This is a genomic window from Chitinophaga deserti (genome assembly GCF_003149455.1).
In the GTDB taxonomy this organism is placed as follows: Bacteria; Bacteroidota; Bacteroidia; order Chitinophagales; family Chitinophagaceae; genus Chitinophaga; species Chitinophaga deserti.
In genome coordinates this window covers 1-14,937 of the sequence record NZ_QFFK01000018.1, presented here as the reverse complement: position 1 = coordinate 14,937, position 14,937 = coordinate 1, and the positions used below count along the sequence as shown (strand labels likewise).

13 protein-coding genes are annotated in these 14,937 nt (G+C 51.6%); 12 read left to right on the top strand and 1 reads right to left on the bottom strand.

The window, feature by feature from the left end:
* Nucleotides 1-123 precede the first annotated feature (123 nt).
* The 4 genes from DEV76_RS25555 (at nucleotide 124) to DEV76_RS25540 (ending at nucleotide 3,083) form a co-directional block, all read left to right on the top strand.
* Nucleotides 124-576 (top strand): EthD family reductase, encoded by a 453-nt coding sequence (locus tag DEV76_RS25555; RefSeq protein ID WP_109700802.1) that lies wholly within the window; start codon nucleotides 124-126, stop codon nucleotides 574-576.
* Nucleotides 577-629: 53 nt separating this feature from the next.
* Nucleotides 630-1,472 (top strand): chromate resistance protein ChrB domain-containing protein, encoded by an 843-nt coding sequence (locus DEV76_RS25550; RefSeq protein WP_109700801.1) that lies wholly within the window; start codon nucleotides 630-632, stop codon nucleotides 1,470-1,472.
* A gap of 64 nt (nucleotides 1,473-1,536) precedes the next feature.
* Nucleotides 1,537-2,700: a chromate transporter gene (locus tag DEV76_RS25545; protein WP_109700800.1), complete on the top strand. Its 1,164-nt coding sequence runs from the start codon at nucleotides 1,537-1,539 to the stop codon at nucleotides 2,698-2,700.
* A gap of 14 nt (nucleotides 2,701-2,714) precedes the next feature.
* The gene (locus tag DEV76_RS25540; protein ID WP_109700799.1) at nucleotides 2,715-3,083 is read left to right on the top strand and encodes a hypothetical protein; all 369 of its coding nucleotides are present in this window, start codon (nucleotides 2,715-2,717) and stop codon (nucleotides 3,081-3,083) included.
* Between the two features lie 17 nt (nucleotides 3,084-3,100).
* Here DEV76_RS25540 and DEV76_RS25535 read toward each other — a convergent pair whose 3' ends face one another.
* Nucleotides 3,101-3,469: a winged helix-turn-helix transcriptional regulator gene (locus DEV76_RS25535; protein WP_109700798.1), complete on the bottom strand. Its 369-nt coding sequence runs from the start codon at nucleotides 3,467-3,469 to the stop codon at nucleotides 3,101-3,103.
* A 90-nt stretch (nucleotides 3,470-3,559) separates the two neighbouring features.
* Between DEV76_RS25535 and DEV76_RS25530 the strand changes: the two genes are divergently transcribed.
* The 8 genes from DEV76_RS25530 (at nucleotide 3,560) to DEV76_RS25495 (ending at nucleotide 14,668) form a co-directional block, all read left to right on the top strand.
* Entirely contained in the window at nucleotides 3,560-4,321 is a 762-nt protein-coding gene (locus DEV76_RS25530; protein WP_109700797.1) for an MBL fold metallo-hydrolase, read from the top strand.
* A 142-nt stretch (nucleotides 4,322-4,463) separates the two neighbouring features.
* Nucleotides 4,464-5,009: an RNA polymerase sigma factor gene (locus DEV76_RS25525; RefSeq protein WP_157963118.1), complete on the top strand. Its 546-nt coding sequence runs from the start codon at nucleotides 4,464-4,466 to the stop codon at nucleotides 5,007-5,009.
* Nucleotides 5,010-5,063: 54 nt separating this feature from the next.
* Nucleotides 5,064-6,029 (top strand): FecR domain-containing protein, encoded by a 966-nt coding sequence (locus DEV76_RS25520; protein WP_109700795.1) that lies wholly within the window; start codon nucleotides 5,064-5,066, stop codon nucleotides 6,027-6,029.
* 188 nt (nucleotides 6,030-6,217) lie between these two features.
* Nucleotides 6,218-9,460, top strand: coding sequence for a SusC/RagA family TonB-linked outer membrane protein (locus DEV76_RS25515; RefSeq protein ID WP_109700794.1), 3,243 nt, complete (start codon nucleotides 6,218-6,220; stop codon nucleotides 9,458-9,460).
* 10 nt (nucleotides 9,461-9,470) lie between these two features.
* On the top strand, nucleotides 9,471-11,015 hold the full coding sequence (locus tag DEV76_RS25510) for a SusD/RagB family nutrient-binding outer membrane lipoprotein (protein WP_157963117.1): 1,545 nt from the start codon (nucleotides 9,471-9,473) through the stop codon (nucleotides 11,013-11,015).
* 11 nt (nucleotides 11,016-11,026) lie between these two features.
* On the top strand, nucleotides 11,027-12,046 hold the full coding sequence (locus DEV76_RS25505; protein ID WP_109700792.1) for a glycosyl hydrolase family 18 protein: 1,020 nt from the start codon (nucleotides 11,027-11,029) through the stop codon (nucleotides 12,044-12,046).
* Between the two features lie 121 nt (nucleotides 12,047-12,167).
* On the top strand, nucleotides 12,168-13,880 hold the full coding sequence (locus tag DEV76_RS25500) for an IlvD/Edd family dehydratase (protein WP_109700821.1): 1,713 nt from the start codon (nucleotides 12,168-12,170) through the stop codon (nucleotides 13,878-13,880).
* A 29-nt stretch (nucleotides 13,881-13,909) separates the two neighbouring features.
* Nucleotides 13,910-14,668 carry an SDR family NAD(P)-dependent oxidoreductase gene (locus tag DEV76_RS25495; protein ID WP_109700791.1) on the top strand — a complete coding sequence of 253 codons (759 nt, stop codon included), beginning with the start codon at nucleotides 13,910-13,912 and terminating at the stop codon, nucleotides 14,666-14,668.
* Nucleotides 14,669-14,937 lie beyond the last annotated feature (269 nt).

The following is a 14,937-nucleotide window of genomic DNA, read 5'->3' as shown; positions in this document are numbered from 1 at the left end:
TACAAAAAGTTTAAAATTATTTCGAAAGGTTTCATACCTGTATGCCGCTATTGCAGGTATGCAGATACCCTGTTATATTTATAGGACCGGTAACCCCGTATACATTCCACTTAAAACAAACCCATGAAAACAACACTCTCCCTCGTTCTGTTATCCATCGGATTCCTTTTCAGCTGTCAGCAGCAGCCTCCTGCAGTATCATCCAATTCATCAGTTTCAGTAAATTCATCCGATTCAACAGATTCACCCGTTACCCGGAAGGGAATGATTAAAGTGACGATCCTCTATCCATATTCGGAGGGGAAGCATTTTGATATGCATTACTACGAGCATACCCATATGCCGCTGGTAGCCACCCTGATGGGCGATTCCCTGAAAGCCGTTAAGATCGATAAAGGCATTGCCAGCGGCCGGCCCGGGGAGCCGTTGCCTTTCGCGGCTATCGGCTACCTGTATTTTGAGCGCCTGTCGGCCTACGAAAATGCTCTGGCGCCTTATGCAGATACCATCCGGAAGGATATTGCCAAGTACACCGACATTATACCGGTGATCCAGGTGAGTGAGGTATTGCAGTAAAAATTTGAAGGGGCATGATCAAATGGTTGTTCGCTTAGGTATATTGCATTTGTATGAAATGGATTACCCGCGAACGCCCAAAGATCGACCGCCTCGCCTGCCCATGGCTCATCCGCCGGTTCATTGACCCGGACGCAGAGATCATTTACGTGCCGTTCGAAGAAGTAATACCCCGGGCCGAAGCCCTGGGCGCCACGCCTTTCGACATTCCCGGTGTGGAATACACGCACCACGCTGATAAATGCACGTTCGATTTCCTGATCGAAAAGCACCAGGTCACAGACCCCGCCGTACACGTAATGGCCCCCATCGTAAGAGGGGCGGATACTGACCGGCACGACCTGGCCTCCCAGGCATCCGGGCTCTGGGCTATCTCCGCCGGCCTGGCTTATAACGAGCCGGATGATCAGCGCCTGCTCGAAAAAGGCATGCTGCTTTATGATGCCCTTTACAGCTGGGCCAAACACTTGCAGAACGTAAGTCACACCCAGCAGCCGTTTGAAAACCTGCTGCTGGAAGTATTCAATAAGTTCCTCCACCAGCAAAAAGCAACAGGCAAAAAAGTGCCGGAATGGGCAAAGGAGCTGAGGGATATTATACAGGATCAGATTGATACCAACCTTAGCCTGAGCCTCAAAGGACTCTCGGAAACCCTGCAGGTGCATCCCGCATATTTATCCCGCGAGTTCTCCAAATACTTCGATAACCTCTCCTTTGGCGATTACATCCGCAAGCTGCGTATAGAAAAAGCCATCCAGCTGCTCGATTCAAAGCATACCCTGACGGAGATCGCCTACCTCACCGGCTTCTCTGATCAGAGCCATTTTACCCGCATTTTTAAGAAGCATACCGGCCAAAGTCCCTCCGAATACCGGAAAAATCTCCCGGAAAAGTAAATTCCGTACCAGCCCGGTTATTTCCGTTCTATTTTTTGGTTTCGCACAGGGCGAACTTGCATGTATGAACGGTATCGGAACATCTTTACCCGCCTATTCCCTGCGGGATCTCGTTATTTATTTTCTGAAACTGGGCACATGGGGCTTCGGCGGCCCCGTGGCACTGGCGGGTTATATGCACCGCGACCTCGTGGAGCGCAAAGGATGGATCAGTGAGGAAGATTATCGGGAAGGGCTGGCGCTGGCTCAACTGGCGCCCGGTCCGCTGGCGGCCCAGCTGGGCATTTACATCGGATATGTTCATTACAAGGTTTTAGGTGCTACCCTGGCCGGACTGGCATTCGTATTTCCCTCCTTCCTCATGGTGCTCGCGCTGGGGTATGTGTATACCCTCTGGGAAGGCATTCCCTGGATGCAGGCTGTCTTTTATGGGGTAGGGGCTGCGGTGATCGGGATCATTGCCATGAGCGCCTATAAGCTCACCCGTAAATCTATCGGCACCAACAAATGGCTGATCGGTATCTATTTGCTTTCGGGTGTATTTACTGTCTGGTTTGAAACGGAGAATGTGTGGCTGTTCCTCGGCGCAGGGGTATTGTACTGGCTGGTGAAGGCTCCGCCAAAGCGATTTCAGCTTCCGGGGAGTAATATGGCGCCCTCACTGATACTGGCGCCGCTGCTGCAGAGTGCATCGGGCGATACGTTGTGGAAGATAGGACTGTACTTCACGAAAGCAGGGGCGTTTGTGTTTGGGAGCGGACTGGCAATTGTACCGTTTCTCTACGGTGGTGTGGTGAAGGAATACGGATGGCTGAATGAGCAGCAGTTTATGGATGCGGTGGCGGTGGCTATGATCACACCAGGCCCTGTAGTGATCACTGTCGGTTTCATCGGTTACCTCACAGCCGGGTTTCCCGGGGCATGTGTGGCAGCCTTTGCCACCTTCTTTCCCTGCTATCTCTTTACGGTGCTACCGGCGCCTTATTTCCGCAAATATGGGAAGCATCCGGGCATTAAAGCATTTGTGGATGGTGTTACCGCAGCTGCTATCGGTGCCATTTCCGGCGCGGTGATCGTATTAGGCAAACGCTCTCTTACAGATGGCTGGACGATAGGGCTTGCCATCATTACCATACTTACACTTTACCGCTTTCAGAAAATACCGGAACCCCTCATCATCCTACTGGCTGCCGTTGCCGGTATTGCGCTGAAAACAATCCTTTCTTAAACCACCCATTTGATATGAAGTATGTATTGCTATTAACCGCGCTGCTGACGGGCCAGTTCCTATTTGCCCAATCTTCCGATTCAACCCGCCCGCGCAGAAAACTTTCAGTAGGTCTCGAAGGCATGGCAGGCGTTTCTTTCGGTGATAAAACCATTGCATTCAACGTTGGTGGCCCGCATCTCAAACTAAAGTTCACCCCGGAACTAAGCGTTGCGCTGGCGGCGTTTCCTTCACTGCTGATTGTTGACAGTAAAGCAGAGCCACGGCTGGGTATTGGCCCCCGGCTGGATTACAGGAGTTTCGTGCTGATTGTACCTGCCTTCTTCCATAATAAAACCGACAGGTGGATATGGACAGCAGGAGTGGGGTATAAGTTTCATTGATGGTTTGCTGCGGGTATTCAGTCAAAAGGCTGCACATGCTTTTCGCTGTCGAACACCTGTTGCACCTGTTGTGGCGCGTATGTATTGGCCCAGGCTTCCAGTTGCGCCAATACGCTGCCCAGTGCCCTGCCTTTTTCCGAAATACGGTAATACACTTCCGGCGGAAAACCCTTCCGTTCCTCACGTGTCAAAAGCCCATCTTCTTCCATCTGTCCTAATTGCTGCAACAGCACTTTCTTGGATACTTTGGGAATGATGCGCCATAGCTCATTAAACCGGATCTCTTCTGTACGGAACAGGTGGAAAAGGATCATGGGTTTCCATTTTCCCGTCAACGTTTTCAGGGCCACGTTGAGGCCGCAATATCTGAACTGGGTTTGTGTCATGTGGGATACTGTTAAGTAACCGGGTTACCTTTTGGTGACCTTCTTGGCCGGATTGCTGCAAGGGTACAATTTTGTGTAAAATTAAAAACAATGACAGTACAACTATTGCGGCATGCAACCTTATGGCTCACACTGAACAACAAAAGAATACTCGTGGATCCCATGCTTGCACCTAAGGATACCTATTCTGCCATTCAGGGTACCGGTAATGAAATTCGCAACCCAAAGGTAGAGCTTCCTGTTGATACGGCGGAACTGGAGAAGTTAATTGCTCAGACTGATGCAGTACTCCTGACGCATCTCCATAACGATCACTGGGATACCGTTGCGCAAAACATGATACCTCGTGATATGCAGATCTTTTGCCAGCCGGTGGATACCGATGCCATTCAACAGGCGGGCTTCAGCAACATTGTGGCTATTGAAGACCGGCTCGAATGGGAAGGCATTACCATCCACCGCACTGGCGGGCAACATGGCACCGGGGAAATTGGTAAACTGATGGGCATTGTTTCCGGGTATGTACTGGCGCATGAAGGGCATAGCCTGTATATAGCAGGAGATACGATCTGGTGTAACGATGTGAAACAGGCTATCGACCGCTACCAGCCAAAGCATATCGTGGTAAATGGAGGTGCTGCCAGGTTCGAAACCGGTGATGCCATTGTGATGGATGTAAACGATATCGTAACCACTGCCCGCTATGCCCCTGATGCAAATGTTTACGTGGTGCATCTCGAAACGGTAAATCACAGTGCAGAGAACAGGGAGTATAACCGTTCCGCCATCCTTGCTGCAGGCCTCGAAGGGCGCTGTTTTGTGCCCGTAGACGGTGAGGTTTTTATCCGGTAATATAATATTCCGGCAGATAAGGAACCCTGAAGCATCCCCGCTTCCGGGTTCTTTAATTATAGAGAATATGATTATCCAACCTGCCGGCTTGCAGGGAATCTGCAGGCAGGAAAGTATGTGGATATTTTGTATTATTACGGGAATGAAAGACGAATCGCTCATCTCTGCCGCCTTGGTCAACGACGCGTTGCGTAACCGGGATGTAACTGTCTTCCAGGAATTATATACCACCTATAGCGAAGCCCTTTACCTCCTGGCTTTCCGCTGGGTGAAAGACAGCAGCCTGGCCAAAGACATGGTTCACAATCTTTTTGCACACCTGTGGGATAAAGGAGGGCAGATCGTCATTACCGGCCAGGTCCGTAATTACCTTTACCGGGCTGTCACCAACCAATGCATCAATGAACTGAAAAGGCGGAAACGCCAACTTGGAGACGAAATCCTCCGGTTTCAGGCCGATGGTGATTCTCTGTTTGAAGTTTCCGACTATATTCTGTTCCAGCAGGAGCTGATGCAGTGCCTCCAGACACTGGCGCCCCGCTGCCGCGAAATATTCCTCCTCAGCCGCATCAACGGCCTGGAGCCCTCCGAAATAGCGGAGAAACTGAATATTACTCTCAATACCGTTTACTTCCAGCTGTCTGTAGCCCTGAAATCCCTGCGCAGCCAGCTGGCTCCCAAAAAATAATTTCGTTTCGCATCAAAGTATCTCTTTTCTGCATTGTCTTCATAATATAAGCATATGGAAAACGACCTGTCCAAATTCATAATCGACTACCTCGCCGACAGCGGCAACCCGGACAAAATCCGGGAGTTGAACAACTGGCTGGATGCCGGGGAGGAGAACCGCCGCCTGTTTGAAGACGCCAAACGGGTGTGGGAAGCTTCGCGGCAGCTGCCGCCGGAGCCTTTCGATATGCAATCTGGCTGGAACCGGCTCAATGATCATATTACCCAACCCGCTCCCGCAACAGTGGTTCCCATGAAGCCGGGCCGCACCTGGTGGAAGGTGGCAGCAGTAGTACTGCCTTTAATGGCCCTTGCAGGTTACTGGTGGATGAAAGGGGGAGATGGTGAATGGGTCTCCTATACGGCACATCATACTGTGAAAGACAGTCTCCGCCTGCCCGATGGTTCAGATGTATTCCTCCGCCCCGGTGCTACGGTACAATATAAAATCAATAACCGCGAAAGATCGTTACGGCTCACTGCCGGAGAGGCGTTCTTCAAAATAAGCCAGGATGCGCAGCGGCAGTTCAGCATAGCGGTGCCGAAAGGCGTCGTGAAAGTGCTGGGTACCTCCTTTAATATCAGCACTTCAGCCGGTTTCAGTGATGTTACGGTATGGGATGGCAAGGTAAGTGTGGAAGGTAACGGTAAGAAAGTGATCCTCACCGCCGGTAACATGGCGGTAGTGAATGCGGCCACCGGCGATGTGAAACAGCCCGAAGGTAACTTCGCCTACCGCTGCGGATGGGGTAACAGCGATCTCTCCTTCAGCAATCAATCCCTGCAGGTGGTACTGGAAACACTGGCTTCCTATTACCGGGTAGACCTCGAAACTAACGACAAACAACTGCGCGAAAGCAGGATCACCGTCCGCTTCAGCCACATGCCCCTCGACGAAGCACTTACCGTGCTCGCCGAAATGCTCGACCTGCAGATACAACGCAGGTCTGACACCGAATATGAGTTAATACGCAAATAATATCGTAACAGCGAAACTTAAAACCAGAATCAGAAGAAAGTAAACCTTTACCGAAAGTTCCCATTTTATCACCGGCGCCTGCCGTTTGGAGATGTATTGCCCGCCATGGGGGATCAGCCGGCCGATCCTGCAGGGAGCACTATGTCTATCCATCACACCGGCGGCTATTCACATCTTAAAAAGTAAAGATGAAAACTATACCCTCTATTACACTGTTGATAGCGATGGTCTGCGCTTCTTTTACAGCCATAGCGCAGCGCCAGTCCGATGCCCTGTCAAAAAAGCTGACAGTGGCCATCGAAGACAAATCCGCGGAAGCGATCCTTTCACAACTCGAAAAACAGGCCGGCGTTTCATTCGCCTATCCCAACGGCGTACTGGCCAACCGTCAGAAGTATTCCATCAACCGCAAAGATGCCTCCCTGCTCAATTTACTCGAAGTAATTTTCCCTTCAGACAAATACTCCATTAAAGCTATCGGCAACCAGATCATTATCAAACAGGCCGCCGGCAACCCCGGCTCACAACCCGATACCGCTGCCCCGCAACGTGTCATTGACATGAACACCGTGGTAGTAACCGCACTGGGCATCGGCAGGCAGCAACGGTCGCTCGGGTATGCCTTTACCGATGTAAAGGGCAGCGATCTGACGAGAGCACGCGAAACCAATCCCATCCAATCCCTCAGCGGCCGCGTTGCCGGTCTGGACATCAGTGCCACCAACAGTGGCGTGGGCGGATCTGTAAAAGTCACCCTGCGTGGTGTGAAAGTTATCGGCGGTAACAATCAGCCATTGTATGTAATCGACGGTATCCCGGCAGATAACTCCTCTCCCGGACAAGCCGATAAATATGGTGGGTACGATCTGGGCGACGGGTCGTCCATCATCAACCCCGACGAAGTGGCCAGCATCTCTGTGCTGAAAGGCGGTGCAGCTACGGCGTTGTATGGCAGTCGTGCTGCAAATGGCGTGATCCTCATCACCACCAAGAAAGGCAGCCGCAATGGTCTGGAAGTAGAAGTTACTTCCAACGCAGTAATGGAAAAGCTCAACAGCAGCTACGACTTCCAGGATGTTTACGGCAGTGGCCGCGACGGATTGCTGCCCCGTGATGTAAACACCGCCCGCGGGTATTCTCAGGCCAGCTGGGGACCTAAAATGAGTGCAGACAGCATGGTATGGTTATGGAACGGCAACCGTGTGCCTTACACCAAAGCGCAGAATCCCATCCGTAATTTCTTCCGCACGGGCCTCACCCTTACCAATTCCGTATCTGTATCTACCGGCAGCGATAAATCGCAGGTAAGATTTACCTACACCAATATTAATAACAAAGATATTGTGCCTGAAAGCGGCCTTAACCGCCATAACTTTTCATTGCGCGGATCTTCACAGCTCACCTCCAAACTCAGCATAGATGCCAAGTTCACCTATCTGAACGAAAAGGTGAACAACAGGCCCGCCCTGTCAGACAATCCGAATAACATCGGGTATGTACTCAGCGGCATTGCACCCAATATCGATATCAACTGGCTGAAAGAATATAAAGACCCCGTTACCGGGAACTACATCAACTGGAACAATAACCAGTACCAGGTAAACCCCTTCTGGGCTATTTACGAGCAGCCGAATAACAGCCGGCAAGACAGGCTCAATGGTTTCATCCAGCTGAAGTACCAGCTGCTCCCCGAACTGTCGGTTCAGGCAAGAACGGGTACGGATTATTCGCGCTTCGGTTTCCGGGAATTCATGGAGTTTTCCACCCCCTTTAACCAGAGCGGTATGATCAACCTGAAAGACCGCGTGTTCCGCGAAACCAATACCGAAGTAATGCTCAATTACGGCAAACAGGTGAAACGTTTCTGGATCGGAGCTAACCTCGGCGGCAACAGGATGGACTATAACGAGAATCTCCTCAACACTACCGGCCGCGACATCAGCGTAAAGGGGGTGCGGAGTATCAATAACTTTAAAACCAAACTCAGCAATGAACAGATTCTACGCAAACGTATCAATTCCGTGTATGGCGCTGTGAACCTGGCTTACGAAAATTACCTCTATCTGGATCTGACGGGTCGAAACGACTGGTCGTCGACCCTTTCATCCGGCAACAACTCTTTCTTCTACCCGTCTGCATCACTCAGCTTCGTGTTTACGGAACTGCTGCAGAAGAATAATGTGCTCACTTTTGGTAAACTGCGCTTCTCCGCCGCACAAACCGGAACGGATGCCATTGACCCTTACCAACTGAAACTTACCTACGGCAGCAACCCAGACGTACCCATCGTAGGAGGTTATGCCATTGGTGGTGTGGCGGTGGATAAAGTGCCTTTCAGTGACCTGAAGCCTTCTATCAGCAAATCGTACGAAGCAGGTGCCAACCTGGTGTTCTTCAACAACCGTCTTAACCTCGATGTTACCTGGTACCAGTCCAACACCCGGAACCAGATCCTTAATGCGCCCATTTCATCATCCAGCGGCTATACCAGTGCAGTAATCAACTCCGGTAACGTGCGTAACCGTGGGGTGGAAGTAACGATGCTGGTGAAGCCAGCGTCTACCAAAAATTTCAACTGGGATGTGAACCTGAACTTTGCCCGTAACCGTAACAAGATTCTGGAACTGAGCCCGCTTGTTTCCGGGTTCTATACACTGGCTTCTGCACGTTGGGCCAATGCGTCTATCGTAGCGGAAGAAGGGCAGGAGTATGGCATTATCGTAGGGCGGAAGTTTCAGCGTACCGAACAGGGCAAGATCATCCTCGATGCCAACAACCTGCCACTGTATGATGCCACGGATACCAAGATCGGCAGCGGCCAGTACGAATGGATCGGCGGTATCAACAACCGCTTCACTTATAAGAATATTTCACTAGGTGTACTTTTAGATATCAAGCAGGGAGGTCATATTTATTCTATGACCAACCTGCTCGCGCACGCAAACGGCCGGCAGAAGAATACGCTGGAAGGCCGTGAAGGCTGGGCTGAATCAGAAAGGGCACGGCTCGCAGCAGGCCAAACACCCGCTAACTGGGTACCTACCGGTGGCCGTTCTGTAAGTGGTGTTCGCCAGACCGGTGTGGATGCTGATAATAAACCTATTTATACCGATGTAACGGCATTCGTGAGCCCTCAGGCCTGGTGGCAGCGTGTGACGGATAATATACCCGAAGAATTCATCTACAGCGCATCCTTCGTGAAGATCCGCCAGCTGAATATCGATTATACTTTCCCTAAATCTTTCCTCCGCAATGGTGTTTTCAGAGAACTGGCAGTATCGCTGATAGGCCGGAACCTTTTTACCATCAGCAAGCACGTGCCGAATGTGGACCCGGAATCCAGTTATAATAACAGCAACGGTCAGGGTTTTGAGTACGGATCGCTTCCTACCCGCAGAACCTACGGCGTAAACCTTTATGCAAAATTCTAAAACGGCCAACATGAAACTCGTTCCATATATTCTGATAAGCTGCCTCACCCTAACGCTGGCAGGTAGTTGCACAAAAGAATTCGATTCAATTAACACCGACCCCACACGCGGTTCTTCCATAGCCCCAGGCCAGCAGCTGACTGCCGCAGCCTACTACCTGTCCGGCGGCCGGGAAACGGGATATCCTAACCTGTACTTCTTCCTGCCACGTGCCCAATACGTAACCGGCAGCTGGGGCATGCGCTCGGGCGGTAAATACATCCGCAACGATTTTTATAACGAACGCATGTGGGAGCTGTTTTACGGCAAAAGCCTCAAGCAGCTCATTGATATGCTGGAACGCTCGAAAAACGATCCGGATCTGATCAATTACATCGCTGCAGGAAGGATTCTGAAAGCTTATATTTTCTCCCTGCTGACGGATGCCTATGGAGATGTGCCTTACTCTCAGGCAGGCATCGCCTACTATGGCAAAATCTATACACCGAAGTACGATGCGCAGGAAGATATCTACCGCGATATGTTCAGGGAACTGACAGAGGCCGTGGCACAGTTCGATGCAGGCAAACAAGCGCTCCTGAATGATATCGTGTATAACGGGAATGTAGACCGGTGGAAGAAGCTTGCTAATTCCCTGCGGCTCCGCCTGGCTATGCGCCTTTCAAAGAAAGATGCCACCACCGCAGCGCGTGAAGCGAAAGCGGCGATAGATGCGGGCGTAATGGCTAATGCGGACGATAATTTCAAGATCATCCACGAGAGCTTCGGTTTCCCTGACCTTCGTGGTAACGGATTATCTCAGGCATTCCATGAAGAGTCTACTTTTAAATACACCATCGGTACCAACACTTTCGTGCGGTACCTGAAGAAAGAGAACGATCCCCGGTTGAGCAGATACTTCATTAACCGCGACCCTGAAGGGAATGATATTACTGAACTAACCAATTACATCTCCGTTGAACCGGGATTGTACTGGTGGGATAACTGGGGCGATTTCACTGCGCCTAACGGCCGGGTGATCCCGCACGCCAGCAAGTTCTGCACCATCAACCTGCCTTTTACAGAGCTGCAGGCCTCGTTCCTCCATATGGGTTATGCAGAAGTACAGTTTCTGCTCGCGGAAGCAGCTGCGAGAGGCTGGGGTGGCAGTAATGCACAGCAGTTCTATCATAACGGTATCCGCGCGGCTATGAAACAACTGGAGATGTACCCGGGAATGGCAGCAGTAGCACCTGCGGATGTGGATGCTTTTGTAACTGCGCATCCCCTTCCCCAACCGCCCGACAGTATCATCAAACACATTAATATGCAGAAATGGGTGGCGCTGTTCCCCAACGGATATGAGGCTTTCGCCAATCAGCGCCGCACAGGATGGCCCGAACTGCTGGATATTGTAGACGTGGGCAACGAATCAGAAACCGGCAAAGTACCCTTCGCCCGGCTGTTTTACCCGGGAACGGAAGCCTTTACCAATACCGCCAACTACCATGAAGCACTGAAACGCATTGGTGGTACCAACGACTGGATGGTGCCGGTTTGGTGGGCTAAACCTTAAACGTACGCTGCATGAAGATGACCAAACTCCTGCTCTTTGGAGCGCTGATACCCCTGCTGGCCTGCAGCAAACCATCGCCTGATAAAGCGAAACCTGATAAAGCACCTCCCGCTTCCCGCATGAGGGTACAGGCCTACCTGTTCAGCTGGAATGGCAACTGGGAAACTCCGGTAAGCACTGCTGACATGGCAAAGGTGTCCGACCTTACCCTCGCATTCTTTAACCCTGAAGCGAACGGAGACCTTGGCCCCGACAGGGCTGCGCTTAAAAGAGCGGTGGATGCGGCAAGGACGAAGAACAGTGCCATCAGGATCTATTTCGCGATCGGCGGCGGCAGTCCTTCTGCTCACCTGGAGCATCTCATTAAGCCCGCTAACCGCAATGCCTTCATCGCCAAAATTGTACAACTGGCTACCGATCCCGGTTATGGATTTGAAGGCGTGGATGTGGACCTGGAAAATGACCTCATCAATGTAGATTATGCCGGTTTTGTGAGTGCCCTTGGCACGGCTTTACATGCCAATAAGAAAGTGATGACTGCTGCACTGGCGCGGTGGACGACGCAACAGAATATTGCTGACAGTACGCTGAAACAGTTTGATTATATCAACATCATGTCGTACGACGAAACGGGATACTGGAACCCCGCTGTGCCGGGTCAGCATTCCAGTGTTGCGAAAGCAGTAAATGATTTTCAATATTTCAAAAGCCGCGGGGTGCCGGCGGGTAAGCTGCTGATCGGCCTGCCTTTCTACGGATATGGCTTCGGGTCAGGTTTTCCCGCAACGGAGGCCAGTGCGCGCACGTACAGTCAAATAGTACTTACATATCCCGGTGCTGCCGGGAGGGATTCAACCATTGTTTCGGGCGCGGGCACCATATGGTACAACGGTCAGCCCACTATTACAGGCAAAGTGCAGTTTGCAGCCAGTGAGAAGGCCGCGGGAGTGATGATCTGGGAGCTGAACCAGGATCTTCCCTCCACCGACGAACGCTCTCTTCTCCGAACGATCCAACAGGCGATTCCCTGATATTATTTTCTGCTTTGGCTTTGTAGTAAAGGGCCCGCCGTTTGGCGGGCCTTTTACTTTCGGGCCGTATGCATTATATTGAGTAATGCCATACAGGCAGCTGATACAAATACGGAATTCCATGGAAAAACAACTCAGGAGCCAGCAATGGTTCGGCAAAAAGGGAAAGGACGGGTTTATTTACCGCGCCTGGATGCGCAACCAGGGCATACCCGACGATCAGTTCAGGGGCAAGCCCGTAATAGGCATCTGCAACACCTGGTCGGAACTCACGCCCTGTAATGCCCATTTCAGGGAACTGGCGGAATCGGTTAAAAGAGGCATTATAGAGGCAGGTGGCTTCCCGCTGGAGTTCCCTGTCATGTCTCTCGGAGAAACGCTTATTAAGCCCACTGCAATGCTTTACCGTAACCTTGTGAGCATGGATGTGGAAGAATCCATCCGCGCCAACCCGCTGGATGGGGTGGTGCTTATGTGCGGCTGCGATAAAACTACCCCTTCGCTCGTGATGGGCGCCTGTAGTGTAGACATTCCTGCCATTGTAATATCCGGCGGCGCCATGCTCACCGGCAAGCACCGGGGCCGGGATATCGGCACCAGTGATCTCTGGCGTTTTTCGGAAGATGTACGGTCCGGTGTAATGAGCGAGGAAGAACTGAATGAAGCAGAAGCGGGAATGTGCCGGAGCCGTGGCCACTGTGCCGTAATGGGCACCGCTTCGTCCATGGCCTGTATGGTGGAGTCGCTGGGGCTTTCTCTACCCGGTAATGCTGCTATCCCTGCTGCAGATTCCAACAGGAAAGTATTGGCGCAACTCACCGGCAGAAGGATAGTGGACATGGTGAAAGAAGATCTCAAACCCTCTGATATATTAACCCGCGAAGCATTTGAAAATGCCATCATGGTAAACGCCGCCATAGGAGGCTCCACCAATTTCGTTATCCATTTGCTGGCCATTGCCGGCAGGGCAGGATTGCCGCTGGATCTGGAAGATTTCGACCGCTTTTCACATGGCGTACCCCTTATCGCCAACCTGCAGCCTTCCGGGGAATACTTCATGGAAGACCTGTATTACGCCGGTGGACTGCCGGCTGTAATGAAGCAGATGGAGGTTCAGTTAAATGGGGGATGTACCACCGTAAATGGAAAGTCAGTTGCTGAGAATATCAGCAAAGCCAAAAGCTGGGACAGTAAAGTAATTACCACCTTTAATGCACCTGTCAATAACCGGTCGGGTATCGTGGTGCTGCGGGGCAGTCTTTGTGAGAATGGAGCTATCATTAAACCATCGGCTGCCAGTCCGCATTTAATGAAGCACAGGGGCCGGGCGGTTGTGTTCAGTGATATTGAAGACTACAAAAAGCGGATCAACGATCCCCTGTTGGAAGTAGATGCTTCCAGCGTGCTGGTACTAAAGAACGCCGGGCCGAAAGGGTACCCCGGAATGCCGGAGGTAGGTAACCTGGGGCTGCCTGCCAAACTTCTGCAGCAGGGTGTAACGGATATGGTCCGTATTTCGGATGGCAGAATGAGCGGTACCGGCTTCGGCACGGTAGTGCTGCACGTATCTCCCGAAGCGGCGGAGAACGGTACGTTCTCTCTGATTGAATCCGGCGACTGGATAGCCCTCGATGTAGATAACCGGCAGCTCAATCTTGAAGTGCCCGAAGCGGAACTGGCTGAACGCCGGAAGAAGCAGGTACCCTTCAAAAGCAGCTATACACGCGGCTATACGCGCCTCTTCATTGAGCATGTGGAACAAGCCTGCAAGGGTGCTGACTTCGACTTCCTGAAAGGAGGCTCCGGCAGTGAAGTAACCCGTGATTCACATTAATACCTATTAACCCAACAATTTTTCCGGATATGGATTTCAATCATAAAACGGCCATCGTTACCGGCGCAGGCTGCGGCATAGGCTTTGAAATGTGCCGTCAGCTGGCAATACAGGGCGCTACGGTATTCTTAAACGATGTGGATGAGCCCTTATGTATCAACGCAGCGGAAAAGATCAACGCCGAAGGCGGGAAGTGTATCCCCATGCCCGGTAACAGCAGCGATGAGCATTTCGTCAGGGAAATTGTTGCCTTCGCCGTAACACAAACCGGACACCTTGATATCGCTATTGCCAATGCAGGGATCACCCTGTTCGGCGAGTTCCTGACTTACCCTGCCGACTCACTTTTTAAAGTGTTGCAGGTGAATATCGGCGGTACTTTCTTTCTCGCGCAGGCGGCCTGCCGGCAGATGAAGCTGCAGGGCACAGGCGGAGCATTGCTATTCACCTCTTCCGTAACGGGCCATCAGGCGCATAAAGATCTCGCCGCTTATTCCATGACCAAGGCGGCGCTCGAAATGCTGGCGAAGAACCTGGTGGCAGAGGTGTCTCAATTCGGGATAAGGGTTAACACAGTAGCCCCCGGTGCTACTGCCACGGAGCGCACCCTCAACGATCCCGGGTATGAACAGGTATGGTCGCGTATTACACCCATGGGCCGCCCGGCTACTGTGTGCGATATCGCAGATGCAGCGCTCTTCCTCGTGTCGGATAAAGCAAGGCATATTACCGGCCAGAGCCTGGTGGTGGATGGCGGGTGGACGGTCACCAGCCCGTCGCCGTTTTGATCTTCATGCACTAAATAGGTATGCTAAAGGCCGTGTAAGGCAGTGTAGAGGCAGTCTACCCTTAGTGTAATGGAAGTCTAAAGGCAGTGACAAGGCAGTCCGAAGGCAGTAACAACGTAGTCTAAAGGGAGGAATCTATTATAATGTCTTACACTGAAAAAACTTTACAGGGTTAGGGGGTTAAGTACGGGATTGGCTTGACAGCATTGTCGTTAAACACTGTTTTCGCTTTACAGTTACTTGGCTTGCGATCAAATTCGCTTTACAAT